The following is a 17,787-nucleotide window of genomic DNA, read 5'->3' as shown; positions in this document are numbered from 1 at the left end:
CGGGCCCGCTCAGCGAACGCAGGCCGAGCGCCGCCGGTCTCAGCCGGCCGTCGGGACGGGCTGCACGTTGAAGCTGCGCAGCGACGCCAGGCCGTCGGCGTACCAGTGGATCTCGGTCACCGTGGCCGGCTTGAGCTCCATCCGGAACAGCGACGCCATCGGCGCCTGCAGCACGCCGCGGACCATCAGCTTGATCGGCGTCACGTGCGTGACCACAACCACTGTCTTACCCGGGTACGACGCCAGGACGGCGTCGCGCGCCGACCGGGCCCGCCGGGCACACGCGTCGAACGACTCGCCCCCGGGCGGTGCGACCGTGGTAGAACCGAGCCAGGCGTTCAGCTGGTCCGGCCACTTGGCCTGGACCTCGGCGAAGGTGTGTCCGTCCCAATCGCCGAACGAGCATTCGACCCACGCGTCGCGGACCTCGACGTCGAGCCCGAGCCGCTCGGCGACCGCAGCCGCCGTCTGCCGCGTCCGCAGCATGGGGGACGAAATGATCGCGTCGACCGGCCCGAGCTCCGCGATGTACTGCGCCGCCGCCTCGGCCTGCCGCCGCCCGATCTCGCTCAGCCCCGGGTCGTCCCCACCCGATCCCGAGAACCGCTTCTCCACCGTGTGCGCGGTCTCGCCGTGCCGCAGGAAGATCAGCCGGGTCGGCGGCTCGGTCGACGCGCCACCCCAGCCCGCCAGCGCCTTGCCGAGCTCGGAGGCCTCCGTGACCACCGGCGCGGCCGAGCTCTCGGCCGGCTTCAGCGGCACCGGCTTGCCGTCCAGCGCCATGTTCGCCAGCGCGTCGGCGGCCGCGTTCTGGGCTCGCGGCACCCACGTCCACTCGGTCCCGAACGGCGCCAGCGACTGCGCCTTCATCGCCAGCGGCTTCATGTCCGGGTGCTTGACCTTCCAGCGCCCGGCCATCTGCTCGATCACCAGCTTGGAGTCCATCCGGACCTCGATCGACGCGTTCGGCGCGTACTCCGCGGCCAGTTCCAGCCCGGCGATCAGGCCGCTGTACTCCGCGACGTTGTTGGTCGCGACCCCGATCGTCACCCCGGCCTGCGCGATCACCTGACCGGTGACCGGGTCCCGCACCAGCGCGCCGTACGCCGCGGGGCCCGGGTTGCCCCGGGAACCACCGTCGGCCTCGACGATGACGTGCGCGTAGGTCATACCGCGCTCTCCGGCGTCCGGACCAGGATCCGGCCGCACTCCTCGCAGCGCAGGACGACGTCCGGCGCGGTCGCCTTCATCTTGTTCAGGTCCGACGGCGCGAGCTCCATCCGGCAGCCCATGCAGCGCTTGCCGACCAGCGGCGCCGCGCCGATGCCGCCGTTGCGCTCGCGCAGCCGCTGGTACTGCGTGATCAGGTCGTCGGGCAGCTCGGCGGCCAGGCTCGCCCGCTGGTCGCCCAGGGTCGCGCGCTGCTCGTCGAGGTCCTTGAGCGCTGCGTCGCGCGAGCTCTCCAGCTCGGCCTGCCGGCCGGCGAACGCCGCCGCGCGGCCCTGCAGGTCGGCCTGGGTCGCCTCGGCCGCCTCCAGTCGCTCCATCACCTCGAGCTCGGCGTCCTCCAGGTCGGAGATCCGGCGGTCCAGCGAACCGATCTCGTGCTGCAGGTTCTCCAGGTCCTTCGGCGAGGTGACCTGGCCGGAGTCCAGCCGCTGCTGGTTGCGCGCCTTGCGCTGCCGGACCTGCTCGACGTCGCTGTCGGCCTTCTTCTGCTCGCGGCGCAGGTCCGACACCAAGGTGTCGGCGGCGACCAGCTCACGGTCGACCACGGCCTTCTCGGCGCCCAGCTCGGCGAGCGCCTGGTGCTCCGGCAGCGACTTGCGCTTGTGCGCGACCACATCCAGCTGCAGATCGAGATCCTGCAGCTCCAGCAACCGGCGTTGGACAGCGGGCTCGGCGTTCAGGGTCGGCTCCTTAGATCGCGCGCGTTCAGTTGTCAGCTACCGCGGACTAGAGACGAAGGTCCCAGGCGTCGGTGCGGAGCGTCGAGATGTGAGTGTCCACGGTACTGCCCCGCTCTGCCAAGCCCGCGGTCAGGAGGCGTTCGGCGTCGGTCAGCCACGGCCACTCGCTGGCCCAGTGCGCGACGTCGACCAGCGCCGGCCCGTCGGCGTACGCGCGCGCCTCGGTCGCCGGGTGGTGCCGCAGGTCGGCGGTGACGTACGCGTCGACGCCGGCCGCGCGGACCCGGTCGAGCTCGGAGTCGCCCGCTCCCCCGCACACCGCGACCGTCTCGATCGTCCGCTCCGGATCCCCGGACACCCGGACGCCGTGCTCGGTCCGCGGCAGCCCCCGGTCCACGACCGACGCGAAGTCACGCAGCGACAGCGGCTCGGGCAACGTCCCGATCCGGCCGCCGCCGAGCTGACCGGGCAACGACGCGAGTTCCAGTACGTCGAACGCCGGCTCCTCGTACGAGTGCGCGGCCCGCATCGCCTCGACCACCGCGCGCCGGCGATGCCGCGGCAAGACCATCTCGACCCGTGACTCGGTGACCACCTCGATCGCGCCGACCTCACCGATCGTCGGATTGGCCCCGGCCAGCGGACGGAACGTGCCCTCCCCGGTGGCCGACCACGCGGCCCGGTCGTAGTCGCCGATGCGGCCCGCGCCGGCCGCGGCGAGCGCGTCGATCATCGCCTGCGTCTCGTCGACCGGCACGTACACGACGATCTTGTCCATCGGGTCGGTCGGCATCGCCTTCAACGGCCGGGTGTCCCGCAGCCCGAGCGCGGCCGCGAGCGCGTCGCTGACGCCGGGGTTCGCGTTGTCGGCGTTGGTGTGGCAGACGATCAGCGCGGTCCCGCTGCGGATCAGGTCGTGCACGACCCGGCCCTTCGGCGTCGTCGCGGCCACGCTGTTCACGCCCCGCAGCAGCAACGGGTGGTGCGAGACGATCAGGTCGAACCCGCCGTCGATCGCCTCGTCGACCACCGCGCGCATCGGGTCGACCGCGAACAGCACCTTGCCGACCTGCTGCCCGGGATCCCCCGTCACCAGACCGACGGCGTCCCAACTCTCTGCCCAGGCAGGGTTGTAGAGCCGGTCGAGAACAGCTTTCACGTCAGCAAGACTCGTGGTCACGAGGACATCCTGCCGCAGACGGTCCATCCGGCACTCAACGCACCAGCCCCACCCGGAGACCCGAACCGGGTGGGGCTGGTGGGTTCTGTGGCGCCGCTGTCGGTCAGCGACGTCCTTGGCCCTGGCTCAGATCAGCCAGGCGGTGGTGTCCGTCGGCAGCTTGTCGCCTTCCATCGGGCCACTGGACAGCACGACGGCACCGTCAGGCAGCTCGATCGGCGCGGCACCGAAGTTGGTGACCGACTGCCAGCCGCCGGGCCGCCTGAAGTGCAGGACCCATTCGCTGTCGTCCACCCACTCCAGTCCCTCGCTGGTCTGCAGCCCCCGGCGTACGGCGAGCGCCTTGCGGTACAGGCTGAGGGTCGAGTCGGGATCGCCCTCCTGCGCCTCCACCGAGTACGCGCCAAACCACTTCGGCTGCAGCAGGTGCGAACCACCGGAGCCGAAGCCGAACGAGAGACCGTCGATCGTCCACGGCAGCGGCACCCGGCACCCGTCGCGGCCCTTCTCGGCACCCTTCGATCGGAAGTACGCCGGGTCCTGCAGGTTCGCCGCCGGCAGCTCGCCGACCTCCTGCAACCCGAGCTCCTCCCCTTGGTACAGGTACGCCGAACCGGGCAGCGCGAGCATCAGCAGCACGGCGGCGCGGGCCCGGCGCAGCCCCTGTGCCACGTCGACGGTCGGCTCCGTGCCGTTGCTCAGCAGCCACGCCTTGCCGTCCTGCCAAGCGCCGTCAGGATCCTTCGGCAGCCCGTAGCGCGTCGCGTGCCGGACGACGTCGTGGTTGGAGAAGACCCAGGTCGAGGACGAGCCGTTCTGCTCGGCGAGCGCGAGGTTCTCGGTGATCACCTGGCGGAACTTGTCGTGGTCCCAGTCGGCCTGCAGCAGGTCGAAGTTGAACGCCTGGCCGAGCCCGGCGGCACTCGCGTACCGCGCGCGGCGGGCGGCCGGGACGAACGCCTCGGCGACCGCCGAGCGGGGCGGGTCGTACTCGTTCAGCACCTTGCGCCACTCGACGTAGATGTCGTGCACGTCGTCGCGGTCCCACAGCGGGTGCACGCCGTTGGACTCCGACTGCCGCGGCAGCGTGGCCTTCGACGGCAGCGGCTCGGTCAGGTCCTTCTTCAGCGCGTGCGCGACGTCGACGCGGAAGCCGTCCACGCCCCGGTCGGACCAGAACCGCAGCGTCTTGACGAAGTCCTCGCGGACCTCCTCGTTGTCCCAGTTCAGGTCGGGCTGCTCGGCGGCGAACAGGTGCAGGTACCACTGGCCGTCGTGGATCTGGGCCCAGGCCGAACCGCCGAACACCGAGTCCCAGTCCGACGGCGGCTGGTCGCCGACGCCGTCGCGGAAGATGTACCGGTCGCGGGCGGGCGAGTTCTTCGGCGCGGCCAGCGCCTCGCGGAACCACTCGTGCCGGTCGGAGCTGTGGTTCGGCACGATGTCGACGATCAGCTTGATGCCGGCCTGGTGCAGCGTGCCGACCAGCTCGTCGAAGTCGGCCAGCGTGCCGAGCCGGGGGTCGACGTCGCGGTAGTCGTCCACGTCGTACCCGCCGTCGGCCAGCGCGGAGGGGTAGAACGGGCTCAGCCAGACCGCGTCGATGCCGAGGGACAGCAGGTACGGCACCCGGCTGATGATGCCCTGCAGGTCACCGATGCCGTCGCCGTCGGAGTCGGCGAAGCTGCGCGGGTAGACCTGGTAGACGACCGCCTGCCGCCACCAGTCGGCATCGGTTGAAGTAGTAGTCACAAGAGCCTCACTCTGTGCTCACTCGGGTACTCGTCGGATGGATTTATATAGAGTTTAAATTTAGAATCTGTAGTATTGTGCGGTCGGTCGGGCAAGGAGGTCAAGAGGGTTATGCCGAAGACGTCGGCGGCGACGCCGCCGCTGCTGCGCCGGGTGAACGCCAGCAAGTTGCTCGGCGTGCTCTCGTCCCACGGCGTGATGACCGGTACCGGCCTGATCGAGGCGACCGGCCTGACCCGGGCCACCGTGCACGCGGTCTGCAACGACCTGATCGGCATGGGCTGGGTGGTCGAGCTGGACCCGGTCCGCGACGACACCACCGTCGGCCGCCCGTCGCGGCGGTTCGAGTTCAACAGCGACGCGGGCTCCGTGCTCGGCATCGACGTCGGCGCGGGCAAGACGACCGTCGTGGTGGCCAACCTGCGCGGCGAGACGCTGGCCAAGGCCGTCCGGTCGTTCGCTGAGGTGAAGGAGCCCGCCGACCGGACCGAGCTGGTCGACGAGGCGGTGGCCGACGCGATGAAGGCCGCCGACGTGACCGACGACCAGGTGATCGCGGCGGGTGTCGGGGTGGCGGCTCCGGTCGACCGCGGCGGCAACATCCTGGCCGACGACGAGTTCTGGCGGCGGTTCGACGCCGGGCTGACCGCGCGGTTGTCGAAGGCGCACGGCTGGCCCGCCCTGCTGGAGAACGACGCCAACCTGGCGGTGCTCGGCGAGCACTGGCGTGGCCAGGGTCAGGGCGTCGACGACCTCGTCGTACTGCTGGCGGGTGAGCGCTTCGGGTCCGGGTTGATGGAGTCGGGGCGGTTGCTGCACGGCAGCCGTGGCGGTGCCGGCGAGATGGTCTACCTGAAGCTGGTCGAGGGCGTCGGCGACACCCACGGGATCGCCCGGATGGCGCGCGAGCGCGGGGCCGCGGCGATCGCGGATCCGTCGGTCGAGACCGTGCTGCGCGAGCTCGCCGGTTCCGAACCGGTGACGGCCGAGATGGTGTTCGCCGCCGCGGCCCAGGGCGATCGCGCGGCGGCCGACGTCCTGGAGATCGTCGGTCAGCGGACGGCGCGGGTGGTGGCGACGCTGGGGATCCTGTTCAACCCCGAACTGGTGGTCATCGGTGGCGCGGTCGCGGACGCCGCGGCGGCGTTGCTGCCGTCGATCGAGGAGCTGCTGGCCACCTTCACCAGTACGCCGCCGCGGGTCGCGGTGTCATCGCTCGGCGACACGATCGTGTCGGTCGGCGCGGTCCGGCACGCGCTCAACTACGTCGAGCAGAACGCTCTCGACCTGACGCTGACCGCCCGCCGCTTCTAGCGACCGGGGACACGAAGCGGTCGCCCGGACGAGTCAGTCGCGGGTGTGGTGCTCCGCGAGATCCAGCTCGCCGTCGAGCTGGAGTTCGACGACCGTGCAGTCGCGGTCCAGCGCCGTCTCGGAGTCGACGTACAGGTAGGTCCAGCCGGCGGCGCCCTCGATGCCACCGCCCTGGCGGTCGATCCGCAGCTCGACGCCCGAGCCCACGATCGTTGCCTTGAGCACCTTGTTGCGGACGCCGCGGACGACGAAGTACTCGTTCGGCCGGTCGAAGCCGAACAGGTAGACCTTGCGCCGGTCGGCCGACACCGTCGACGCACCGTAGAAGGCGCCGTTCGGCAGACCGCGCGTCGTCCCGAACACGGCCCGCTCGTGCCGGCGGATCCAGTCCCCCAGCTCCCGCAGCCGCTCGACCTGTTCCTCGGGAATGCTGCCGTCCTCGCGGGGCCCGACGTCGAGCAACAAGTTGCCGCCGCCACCGATCGTCTCCGCGAACAACCGGATCAGCTGCCGCACCGACTTGTAGTGGTGGTCGTCGTGCTGGAAACCCCACGAGTCGTTGATCGTGACGCACAGCTCCCACGGCCCGGTCGGCGGCACGATCGGCACGCCCTGTTCGGGCGTCGCGTAGTCGCCGAACCCGCCGCGCATCCGCCCGTTGACCACCGTCCGCGGCAGCTTCGCCGCGATCAGGTCACGGACCTCGTCCATCCGCCACTGCTCCGGATCCCGCTCCCAGTCCCCGTCGAACCACAGCAGGTCCGGCGCGAACCGGTCGATGATCTCGGTCAGCTGGGTTCGGTGGAAGGCGAGGAACCGCTCCCACCGCTCCGGATCCTCCGCACCGGCCGCCGGTACGGCGAACGGGTTGCCCCGCTCGTCGGCCGGCATCCCCGCCGGACGCACCGACGCGTAGTCCGGGTGCGTCCAGTCGAGGTGGCTGAAGTACAGCCCGACCTTCAGCCCGTGCCGCCGCAGCGCCTCGACGTACTCGCTGACGATGTCCCGCCGGGCCGGTGTCGACTTGACCGTCGACAAGTCGTTCGCGGCTGTGTCGTAGAGCGCGACGCCGTCGTGGTGCTTCGACGTCAGTACGGCGTACCGGGCGCCGGCCGCCTCGAACAACTCAGCCCAGGCGTCGGCGTCGAACCTGGCCGCGGTGAACCCGTCGAGCTGCTCGAGATAGTCCTCGTGGCTGATCTCGCCGTTGAAGAACGACCAGGACTCGGCGATCCCGTTCACGGCGTAGATGCCGTAGTGCAGGAAGATGCCGAGCTTGGCCTGCTCGAACCAGGGCTGGATCGCCATCGCGCACTCCTCAGGTCGGGGCAGCGATAGGATATAGGATTCTCACGGCTGCCGGGTCAGCACCTGCGTGACCGCCTCGAGCACGACCAGGTTGCGCCCGTAGGTGACCGCGGTCGGCACGCTCGCCGGGACCAGCGCCCGGTCCTCCGGGATCCCGGTGCAGAGCACGAACACCTCTCCCTCGTGGCTCTCGATCAGCAGTTGCAGCGCCGCGCGCATCCACGGCGTACGGACCGCGTCCTGCACGGCGACCACGAGCGGCCGGCCGATCGCCGCCGCCTGCGCTTCACCGAGCGCCTCGGCGTCCGCCGCTCGCAGCACGATCCCGGCCGAGCCGGGCGCGATCCGGGCGAACACCTCCGGCAGCCCGCTGAAGTACGGATTCCAGGCCGGGTGCAGCCCCTGTGTCAGATCCACCACGTACGGCGCACCGCCGAGCGCCGGGAACTCCTGGCCGGTCACCGTCCGCGCCGCGACCTCGCGAGTCGGAGCACCGTCGAGTCCGGGCAGCCGGGTGCGGGTCGCCAGGTCGGCGGCGAGGTCACGCACCCGTGCGGCCGCCTCGGCGACGCGCGCGGCGTCCAGCGTTCCGTTGCCGACGGCATCGACGATCTCGGCGGTCAGTGCCCGCGGGTCGGCCTCGCCGATCGCGATCATCGCCAAGTCCGCCCCGGCCCGGATCGACTCGACCGCGGCCTGCTCGATCGACCGGGTCGCGGTGATCGCCTGCATCTCCAGCGCGTCGGTGGTGATCACCCCGGTGAAGCCCAGCTCGTCGCGCAGCAGGCCCTGCAGGATCCGCCGCGAGAGCGTCGCCGGCTGGTCGTCGTACGCCGAGAAGACGATGTGGGCGCTCATCACCAGGTCGGCCCCGGCCTCGATCGTCGCCTTGAACGGCGCGAGCTCGACGGCACTGACCTGCTCGATCGACCGGTCCACCCGCGGCAGCGCGAGATGCGAGTCGACGGCCACGTCGCCGTGTCCGGGGAAGTGCTTCGGGCAGGCCGCGATGCCCGCGTCGCGCACGCCCTGGACGAAGGCGACGCCGTGCCGGGACACCACGCCGGCGGTGGTGCCGAACGAGCGGGTCGAGATGATCGGGTTGGCCGGGTTGCTGTTCACGTCGACCGACGGCGCGAGCATCACGTCGATGCCGAGGCCGGCCAGCGTCGCGGCGGCGTCGCGAGCGGCCGCGCGGGTCAGGTCGGTGTCGTCCAGCTCGCCGAGCGCGCGGGGCGAGGACAGTGGCCAGGGGTTGGCCGGGGCGAGGTGGCTGAACTCGCCGCCCTCGTGGTCGATCGCGATCAGCAGGTCCGGCCGCTCGGCGCGCAGGGCGGTGGTCAGCGCGGACACCTGGTCGGCGTCGACGACGTTGCGGGTGAACAGGATCACCGCGCCCAGTCCGTTCGCGACCGCGCGGCGCAGGTCGTCGGGGGCGGTGGTGCCGGTGAAGCCGACGATCAAAGCGCCGGCAGCATCGCGTTCCAGTTGATCACTCATGCAGGCCACCCTCTCTTGCCGGTGCGGTACGACGCCAGTGGACCCGGCGTCGTCGCAGTTCACCGAACCCACCTCTGGGCGTCACCTCGGGTTCCACCGGCTCCACAAAGGTGGGCGGGAATCCTTCCCCCGATCCGTTACGGAGCTCCGCCATGCCCGTCACACCGATCACCCGTCGCACGTTGCTGGTGGCCGCAACCACCGTTGCCGGCGCCACCGCGGTCGCCGCGGCCGGCACTGCGCCCGCCGCCGGCTCGCCGCTGACCGACGCGACCGCCGCAGGATCGTCGCAGCCGCTCGCCGAACCGTTCACCCTCGGCATCGCCTCCGGCGACCCGGACTACCAGAGCGTCGTGCTGTGGACCCGGCTCGCGCTCGACCCGCTCGCCGCCGACGGCATGGGCGGAATGCCGAGCCGCCGGTACCAGGTGCAGTGGCAGGTCGCGCTCGACCCCGGCATGCGCCGCGTCGTCCGCGCCGGTGTCGTGTCCGCCGGTCCGGAATCGGCGCACGCCGTCCATGTCGAGGTCCGCGGATTGCTGCCTGGGCGTGAGTACTACTACCGGTTCCGTTGCGAGCGGCACGTGTCGGAGATCGGCCGGACGCTGACGACTCCCCTGCCGGGCACGTACGGAAGCCCGCTGCACATGGCGTTCGTGTCCTGCTCGAACTACGCGGGCGGCTACTTCACGGCGTACCGGCGGATGGCGGAGGAACACCCGTCGCTGGTGCTGCACCTCGGCGACTACATCTACGAAGGGGCCGGCGGCACCGGGCCGCGCACACACTCGCCGGCCAAGGAGATCTGGACGCTGGCCGACTACCGGGTCCGGCACGCGCAGTACCGGACCGACCCGGACCTGCAGGCCGCGCACGCCGTCGCGCCGTGGGTCGTGGTCTGGGACGACCACGAGCTGGAGAACAACTACGCCGACGAGATCCCCTCGCCGGCCGGGCAGGCCGGGTTCCTGGAGCGGCGCGCGGCGGCGTACCGGGCGTACTACGAGATGATGCCGCTGCGGCGCAGCTCGATCCCGAGCGGCATCGACATGCAGATCTACCGGCGGATCCAGTGGGGCCGGCTGGCGTCGTTCCACATGCTCGACACCCGGCAGTACCGCAGCGACCAGGCCTGCAACGACACGGCGTCGGACTGCCCGGCGGCGCTCGACCCGGCGCGCTCGATCACCGGAGCGGAGCAGGAGAAGTGGCTGCTCGACGGACTCGGCCGCTCGTCGGCGACCTGGGACGTGCTCGGGCAGCAGGTGTTCTTCGGTGCCCGCGACTTCACCGCCGGCCCGGCCGTCAGCTACAGCATGGACGCCTGGGACGGGTACGCCGCCTCCCGGCAGCGGATCCTCGACGGCTTCCAGCAGCGCAACGTCACCAACCCGGTCGTGCTCACCGGCGACGTCCACCGGCACTACGCCAACAACCTGCTGGCCGACTTCCGCAACCCCGACTCGCGCCCGCTCGGCGTCGAGCTCGTCACCACGTCGATCACCTCCGGCGGCGACGGCCAGGACTTCCCGACCGGGGGGCAGCTCCTGCTCGACGAGAACCCGCACATCAAGCTGGTCAACAACCAGCGCGGCTACGTCAGCACCCACCTGACCCGCGACTCGCTGCGCGCGGACTTCAAGGTGATCCCGTACGTCAGCACCCCCGGAGCCCCGGTCTCGACCCGGGCGTCCTTCACCGTGGAAGCCGGCAACCCGGGCCTCAACCTGACCTGACCGACCGGCCGTTCCCGCTCCCCGTCGCCCTGGCAAGGTGCGGCGGGGAGCTCTTTTTGTCCTTTCAAAGGCCATCGTTGTCAATGACAGTCCGTGCATCTTCGCCCGGTTTCCGCGCAGCCTGTAGCGCGGTCATGCCTGATTAGCTGCGGCAACCCCTCGCTGTATCGACCGGTTCCGGATAACGTTGTCTCTCGACCTGACCCCGCCACCGACCGGAGCCCGATCACCGTGACAGTGCAGATCACCCGCGTCTGTTCACCCGAGCTGTTCGTCGGCAGCGAGGACGACCCGCGCCAGATCCTGCGCGTGGAGCTGGTCCGTTCCACCGCCGACGGCGCGCTCGCCGTCGCAGTCGACGGCGACGGCGTGCGCGGTACGGCGGACCTGCCGGCAGGCGAGGGACCGGCCCGGATCGAGATCCCGCTGGAGATCGCGGCTGACCTGCGGGCGGCGTACGGGACCGAGCTGGCCGCGACCGTGACGATCACGGCCGACGGGGTGGACGTCGCTCGTGACGCCGGCACCGTCGTGGTCGCCGAGCCGGGCTGGACGATGGTGATGGTGTCGCACTTCCACTACGACCCGGTCTGGTGGAACACCCAAGCCGCCTACACCACCAGCTGGGACCTGCAAGGTCCTGACGGCACGACCCGGCCGGTCTACACGCACAACGCGTTCAGCCTGGTCGACGCTCACCTCAAGCTCGCGCTGCGCGACCCGGCGTACTGCTTCGTGCTGGCCGAGCTCGACTACCTGAAGCCGTACTTCGACACCTTCCCGGAGAACCGCGCCGTCCTGCGCCGGCTGATCGCCGAGGGCCGGGTCGAGATCATCGGTGGCACCTACAACGAGCCGAACACGAACCTGACCGGCGCCGAGACCACCATCCGCAACATCGTGTACGGCGTCGGCTACCAGCGCGACATCCTCGGCGGCGATCCGCGCAACGCCTGGCAGCTGGACGTCTTCGGGCACGACCCGCAGTTTCCCGGTTACCTGGCCAAGGCCGGGCTGACCGGATCGGCGTGGGCCCGCGGGCCGTTCCACCAGTGGGGACCGCTGCGCCTGGCCTGGGGCGACCCTAAGGCCGGTACGGCAGCCGTGATGCAGTTCCCCAGCGAGTTCGAGTGGATCAGCCCCAGCGGCGACGGCGTGCTCACCCACTACATGCCCGACCACTACGGCCCGGGCTGGGACCTGCAGCACGCGCCCAGCGTCGAGGCCGCGGGCGACACGGCGTACCAGCTGTTCGCGACGCTGAAGACGGTGGCCGCGACGAAAAACACCTTGCTCCCGGTCGGCGGTGACTACACCCCGCCGAACAACTGGATCACCGCGCTGCACCACGACTGGGCCGAGCGCTACGTGTGGCCGAAGTTCGTCTGCGGGACCACGAAGCACTTCATGGACCGGGTCCGCGCCGAGCTGGACGCCGAGGGCCGCCGTCCGTCGCCGCAGTCGCGCGACATGAACCCGATCTACACCGGCAAGGACGTCTCCTACATCGACACCAAGCAGGCCCAGCGGGCGGCCGAGGTCGCCGCTGTCGACGCGGAGAAGCTCGGCACGTACGCCGACCTGCTCGGTCTGGGCCGGTTCGCGGAAGCGTCGCTGGACAAGGCCTGGCGGCAGCTCGCGTACGGCGCGCACCACGACGCGATCACCGGATCGGAGTCCGACCAGGTCTACATCGACCTGGTCACCGGCTGGCGCGAGGCCCACGACCTGGCCGACACGGCCCGCACCGCCGCGCTCGAGGCGTTCGCGGCGCGGATCGACACCAGTGCGTTCGGCAGCACGGCAGTCGTCGTCACCAACACGCTCGGTTTCGCGCGCACCGATCTGGTCACGGTGGAGCTGCCCGAGCCGGGCGGAGTCGCCGTGCTCGGCCCGGACGGCGAGGTCCTGCCGTCGGTTGTCGAGGGCAACAAACTGACCTTCCTCGCGCGGGACGTCCCGTCGCTCGGCTGGCGCACCTACCAGCTCACCGCCGGTACGCCGGGCGCCTGGGGCCCGGCCGACTCCGCCGACACGGTGGAGAACGAGTACTTCCGGATCACCGTCGACGCCTCCCGGGGCGGCGCGGTCAGCGGCATCGTCGACAAGCACACCGGGCGGCAGGTGCTCAAGGGACTCGGCAACGAACTGCGGGTCTACCAGGAGTACTCGGACCACCCGCGCTTCGGCGAAGGTCCCTGGCACCTCACACCGTCCGGCCCGGTGGTCGGCTCGTCGGAGGCGCCGGCGAAGGTAATCACCCAGACCGGACCGCTCGGCAGCCGGGTGATCAGCCGGGGCGAGGTCGACCAGATCGCCTACGAGGCCGTCATCACGGCGTACGCCGGGCTGGACCGGATCGAGTTCTCCACCCGGATCCTCGACCACGCGCAGTCCGACCGGCTGGTCCGGGTGAAGTTCCCGGCCGACGTTCCGGGGGCGCTGCCGGTCAGCGAGGTCGCCGGTGCGGTGGTCGGGCGCGGTTTCGGCCTGATCGACGTGGACAGCGAGCAGGCTCCGTGGACGCTGGACAACCCGGCGAACACCTGGTTCGGGCTCAGCTCGACCGCGCGGATCGAACTGGTGGACACCGACGGCCGATCGGTCGGCACCCGGCCGATGGCCGTCGCGGAGATCGTCGTCCCGGACGACTCCGAACCGGCCGAGATGCGCGATTTGGTGGTCGCCCTGGCCCGCGTCGGGGTCACCGCCACCACGTCCCGCGCCGGCGGCTCCCGCTACGGCAGCCTGCAGGTCGACTCCAACCTTCCCGACCTGCGGATCCTGGTCGGCTCGGCGGCGTCCCTGCTCGATGCTCCAGGCAACGGAACCACGACCTCGTACGTGCCGCCCCGGACGGCGCTGGCCGACGTCTGGCAGCCGAACGCGGACGTGCGGGACCTGCGGGCGATTCCCGCCCTCGTGCTGCCCACCCAGGACGCCGTCGCGGCCGCCATCGGCGAACTGGGCCAGGCCCGGATCACCGCGACCGTCGCGGGCGACGGCGTGATCGAGGACTTCACCGACGCGACCGTCGCGCTGCTGACCTACGGTCTGCCCGGTTTCGCCGTGGACGCGACCGGCGCGCTGCACGCCTCGCTGATGCGGTCCTGCACCGGCTGGCCGGCCGGGATCTGGATCGACCCGCCCCGCCGCTCGGCGCCGGACGGCTCGTCGTTCCAGCTTCAGCACTGGACCCACGAGTTCCGGTACGCCCTGACCGCCGGTGACGGCGACTGGCGTGCGCTCCAGTTGCCGGCCCGCGGTCAGGAATTCTCGTCGCCGTTGCTAGCAGCAACTACCTCTGGCCACGACGGATCGTTGCCCTCGAGTCATTCGCTGCTCCAGGTGACCCCTGAGCGCGACGTCCTGATCTCCACCGTCAAGCCCGCCGGCAACCCGATCGCACACGGTTCCGGTCGTCCCGCCGACCCCCGCGAAGGCGTCACCCTCCGGCTCGTCGAGGCGACCGGTCTCGGCGCGACGGCCACCGTCACTTCTGCCCTGCCGATCACCGCGGCGACCCAGGCCGACCTGCTGGAGCACCGCGGCGCGGCGCTCGACGTTGCCGACGGCACCCTCACCGTCGAGCTGGCCGGCTCCGCGGTCGACACCTTCGTGATCGATGTCGAGCACGAGGCCACGGCCGGCTCCAATGTGCTCGGACAGGCCGCGGAGCTCGCGCAACCGTCGTACTCGCGGTACTGGCTGCACAACCGGGGTCCTGCGCAGATGGGCTTCCTGCCGGTCAGCCTGTCGGTGTCCCCCACCGTCGCCCGGACCGCCGGCTCGAAGTTCGAGGTGTCCATGGTGGTCGCCAACCAGTACGCCGACGCGGTCGCGGTCGGCATCCTGTCCCTCGACCTGCCGGACGGCTGGACGACCGACCAGCCCGACCGCACGCTGAGGCTCGAGCCGGGCGGATACGTCCGGCACCTCGCCTACGTCCATCCACCCGCGGACTGCGAGCCGGGCCAGTACTTCGTCGCGGCCCGGGTCGACACCGCGACCGATCACCTGGCCGGTGGAGCGGGAGTGCGGTCGGTCGAGGACGTCGTCACCGTCTTCGTCGGGGAGAGCCCTGAGCTGACGGCGACGCTGGGCTTCGCCATGGCGCCTGCCGAACCACCGAGCCCGAACGCCGGAGCGGCCGAAGGTGAGCCGGGTCGGCCGACCGGGCTGACCGTCACGCCGGCCACCCAGGATCTGCGGCTCGAGCCTGGCTCGGCGGCGACACTGGAGCTGGTCTTCGCGAACGACACCTCGGCAGAGATCCGCGCCGAGCTGCAGCTGGCGTCGCCGTACGGGACCTGGTCGTGGCTGCCGGAACCGGTTCGCCCGGTCGTCGTACCGGCGAAGTCGTCGGTGACGGTCGGCGTACCGGTTGTAGCTCCGGCGGACGCGACCCCGGCACATGCCTGGGTGCTGCCGAAGGTGATGTGGTTCGGGCGAGCCCAGTACGCGCCTACCGTCCGGCTGGAGATCCTGTGACGGCCGCTCTCGCCAGGCCCGCGAGCAGCGGGCCGGGGCACTCACCTGCGCACGGGCATGGGCACGGGCACTCTGGTGCGCCGATCGCGCCCGACGACGTGATGGCCTACCTCAACGGCTGGCCGATCCCTCGCACGCTGCTGGACGAGCGCCTGGCCGCGCTGCGCTCCGGCGACGCCGCCTGCGTGCTGCCGAAGCCCGGCAGCCGCGAAGCCCGGCAGCTCGCCCGGTGGGTGGCCCAGGTGATCATCACCGAGCAGCTCTGCCACGACGAGCTGAGCCGCCGTACAGACGTCGTACCGGAGGCTGCTGCTCGTCCCCTGGACGTGTCGGCCGCCATCGCCGTGGGGTCGATCACGGCCGCCGCACTCGCCGCATCGGAGCCGGTACGCCGGGTGGCGGCGCTGGTGAGCGCCGACGTGACGATTCCCCGCGAGCAACTGGAGTACGCCGCTGACGTCCTCGGTGTGCCGGCGCCTGCCGACCCCGACGTACCGGTGGACCGCTGGCACGCCGAGCTGCTCGACAGTGCCCGGCTGGAGGCGTTCGCACGCTGGCTCAACCGGGCCATGCACGAACGGGTCCAGCTGGTCCACGGCCTGGAGCACCCCGGCGACAGCAACCAACCTGACAACCTGCACCGGCACTGACGGGGGGATCATGAGCGACGAGTCAGCGACCGTTCTCGGCATCGACATCGGCGGCACCAAGATGGCCGCCGCGCTGGTGGCGGCCGACGGGACGATCCGCACCGAGGACCGGATCCTCACCCCGTCGGGTGACGCCGACCAGGTCTTCGCCGCGCTCGCCGAGCTCGTCGCGCGGGTGCTGGACGGCAGTACGCCGATCGCGGTCGGCATCGGCTCGGCCGGGCCGCTCGACCTCGCCCACGGTCTGGTCTCGCCGGTGAACATCACCGGCTGGCGGGACTTCCCGCTGGTCGACCGGGTCCGCGCCCTGGTCGGCGACGTACCGGTGGAGCTCGGCGTCGACGGGCACTGCTTCGCGCTCGGCGAGTCCTGGACCGGCGCGGGCCGCGCGGTGGACACGCTGCTCGGCATCGTCGTCTCGACCGGCGTCGGCGCCGGGATCGTTGTCGACGGCAAGCCCTTGCTCGGCCAGTCCGGCAACGCGGCGCATCTGGGTCACATGGTGGTCGACCTGGACGGCGAGGCGTGCGCCTGCGGTTCGTTCGGGTGCGTCGAGACCTACGCCAGCGGTCCCCGGATGGTTGCCCGGGCCCAGCGACGCGGCTGGCGCTCGGGCGAGCGCGTCGACGCGGCCGTCCTGTCCGCGGACGCCGCAGCCGGCGACGAGATCGCGCTCGGGATCTTCGACGACGGCGCGCAGGCCCTTGCCGCGGGCATCGTCGCGACCGCCGTCACCGTCGATCTCACCACCGTCGTGATCGGCGGTGGTGTCGCGAAGGCCGGTCCGGTCCTGTTCGACCCGGTCGGCCGCTGGGTGAAGCGCCTGGCCCAACTGCCCTTCGTCACCGGCCTGACCGTCGAGCCGGCGCAGCTGGCCAACGCGGGTCTGCTCGGCGCCGCACGGCTGGCCTGGGCGGCCGTCTGAGGTGTTCGGCACCCGCCCGGGCGGTAATTGAACTTTGTCGGACAGTCCGACGGAACACGGTGTGACAGCAGCGGCACCGACTGCAGCCCTCACGCACACAAACGGCGCGCGGAAACAGATTCCGCGCGCAACTTTGTGCAATTTATACCCAATGCCGAAAAGTCTGTAACGGCGACCCCGTTCCACCCGATGCAACGGATGGATGGGGTGGGGGCACGTCATCCACGGGCAGTCCGGGGGGTCTGCATGCCAGGGATTGACCACTTGTGGGTGCGGCGGAGAGGCGACTCTCCGCCACACCCGCGGGAATCGCAGTCGTACGCACGTCCACCAGCGTTGCCCGGGGCAATGCTCGACCCGAGGAACTGGTGTTGATGGACGTTGCCGTACTTGTCGTCTTCGCACTGTTCTTCACCGCGCTGGTCGTCGTGACCACCAGCGCGCACGGCCGCGTGCGGGCGTCGGTCCGCCGGCCGCGGCTGTTCCAGCTGGTCGTCGTCGGCGCCGCCGCCGCGACGGTTCCCGTCGACGTGTACGCCGTGCTGTACCGCACCGTCGCCGGCGTACCGATCGCCGAGGTCTCCGACCGCCTGCTGCTGCTGAACGTCGCTGCCTCGTGCGGCGTCGCGGCCCTGCACGAGTCCCTGCGGGGACACGCCGTCACCGCCGTGCTCGACCCGGACGACCTGTCCACGTCGGAGCAGCCGGTGCGGATGGGCGTGCTGGGCTGGACCGGCCCGTTGATCGCGCTCGTCGCGGTCACCGCCGTGATCGCGCTCGGCTCCCGCGGGAACGGGAACGAGCTCGGCAACGTCGGATCCGTCTGGGCGGTCTACTCGCTGCTCGTCTGCGTGATCAGCGCCTACGCGCTGCTCCGGCGACGCGCCGTGAGTGCGATCGATCCTCAGGAGGGATGAGGATCGACGCGGGTTCTGCACCGCGGACGGTGGGCCGGTGACCGCGGGGAGGGCGGTCATCGGGGAACCACACCCCCGTCCACGGTGCAGAACCGAAGTCCCGG

12 protein-coding genes are annotated in these 17,787 nt (G+C 71.1%); 6 read left to right on the top strand and 6 right to left on the bottom strand.

All coding sequences use genetic code 11. The annotated features are described in order from the left end of the window. Positions 1–39: 39 nt before the first annotated feature. The 4 genes from ACQPXM_RS14960 to ACQPXM_RS14945 all read right to left on the bottom strand — a co-directional run bounded on the left by ACQPXM_RS14960 (position 40) and on the right by ACQPXM_RS14945 (position 4,842). Positions 40–1,170: a bifunctional RNase H/acid phosphatase gene (locus ACQPXM_RS14960; RefSeq protein ID WP_432948890.1), complete on the bottom strand. Its 1,131-nt coding sequence runs from the start codon at positions 1,168–1,170 to the stop codon at positions 40–42. Continuing rightward, on the bottom strand, positions 1,167–1,880 hold the full coding sequence (locus tag ACQPXM_RS14955; RefSeq protein WP_432948888.1) for a zinc ribbon domain-containing protein: 714 nt from the start codon (positions 1,878–1,880) through the stop codon (positions 1,167–1,169). Before ACQPXM_RS14955 ends, ACQPXM_RS14960 begins: the two co-directional genes overlap by 4 nt. Positions 1,881–1,956: 76 nt before the next feature. Beyond that, positions 1,957–3,090, bottom strand: a complete 1,134-nt coding sequence (locus tag ACQPXM_RS14950; RefSeq protein ID WP_432948886.1) for a Nif3-like dinuclear metal center hexameric protein — start codon at positions 3,088–3,090, stop codon at positions 1,957–1,959. A gap of 126 nt (positions 3,091–3,216) precedes the next feature. After that, entirely contained in the window at positions 3,217–4,842 is a 1,626-nt protein-coding gene (locus tag ACQPXM_RS14945) for a glycoside hydrolase family 13 protein (protein WP_432948884.1), read from the bottom strand. A 111-nt stretch (positions 4,843–4,953) separates the two neighbouring features. Between ACQPXM_RS14945 and ACQPXM_RS14940 the strand changes: the two genes are divergently transcribed. Further along, positions 4,954–6,156 (top strand): ROK family protein, encoded by a 1,203-nt coding sequence (locus tag ACQPXM_RS14940; RefSeq protein WP_432948882.1) that lies wholly within the window; start codon positions 4,954–4,956, stop codon positions 6,154–6,156. Positions 6,157–6,189: 33 nt separating this feature from the next. On the opposite strand, the gene ACQPXM_RS14935 is transcribed toward ACQPXM_RS14940, so the two are convergent. Together ACQPXM_RS14935 and nagZ are read right to left on the bottom strand one after the other, a co-directional pair. Continuing rightward, on the bottom strand, positions 6,190–7,464 hold the full coding sequence (locus ACQPXM_RS14935) for an alpha-L-fucosidase (RefSeq protein WP_432948880.1): 1,275 nt from the start codon (positions 7,462–7,464) through the stop codon (positions 6,190–6,192). Positions 7,465–7,506: 42 nt separating this feature from the next. After that, positions 7,507–8,964: a beta-N-acetylhexosaminidase gene (gene nagZ, locus ACQPXM_RS14930; RefSeq protein WP_432948878.1), complete on the bottom strand. Its 1,458-nt coding sequence runs from the start codon at positions 8,962–8,964 to the stop codon at positions 7,507–7,509. Positions 8,965–9,116: 152 nt separating this feature from the next. On the opposite strand from nagZ, the gene ACQPXM_RS14925 reads away from it, so the two are divergent. The 5 genes from ACQPXM_RS14925 to ACQPXM_RS14905 all read left to right on the top strand — a co-directional run bounded on the left by ACQPXM_RS14925 (position 9,117) and on the right by ACQPXM_RS14905 (position 17,683). Next, positions 9,117–10,700, top strand: coding sequence for an alkaline phosphatase D family protein (locus tag ACQPXM_RS14925; RefSeq protein WP_432948876.1), 1,584 nt, complete (start codon positions 9,117–9,119; stop codon positions 10,698–10,700). A gap of 231 nt (positions 10,701–10,931) precedes the next feature. Next, complete coding sequence (locus ACQPXM_RS14920; RefSeq protein ID WP_432948874.1) at positions 10,932–15,191, top strand: NEW3 domain-containing protein; 4,260 nt, start codon at positions 10,932–10,934, stop codon at positions 15,189–15,191. After that, positions 15,188–15,841: a DUF7158 domain-containing protein gene (locus ACQPXM_RS14915; protein ID WP_432948872.1), complete on the top strand. Its 654-nt coding sequence runs from the start codon at positions 15,188–15,190 to the stop codon at positions 15,839–15,841. Before ACQPXM_RS14920 ends, ACQPXM_RS14915 begins: the two co-directional genes overlap by 4 nt. 10 nt (positions 15,842–15,851) lie before the next feature. Beyond that, positions 15,852–16,766, top strand: coding sequence for an ROK family protein (locus ACQPXM_RS14910; protein ID WP_432948871.1), 915 nt, complete (start codon positions 15,852–15,854; stop codon positions 16,764–16,766). A gap of 374 nt (positions 16,767–17,140) precedes the next feature. After that, positions 17,141–17,683, top strand: a complete 543-nt coding sequence (locus ACQPXM_RS14905; protein WP_432948869.1) for a hypothetical protein — start codon at positions 17,141–17,143, stop codon at positions 17,681–17,683. Positions 17,684–17,787 lie beyond the last annotated feature (104 nt).

It is taken from the genome of Kribbella sp. CA-253562 (assembly GCF_050942265.1).
In the GTDB taxonomy this organism is placed as follows: domain Bacteria; phylum Actinomycetota; class Actinomycetes; order Propionibacteriales; family Kribbellaceae; genus Kribbella.
Note: the sequence above shows the minus strand (reverse complement) of the source record. Positions and strands in the feature narration are given on the sequence as shown.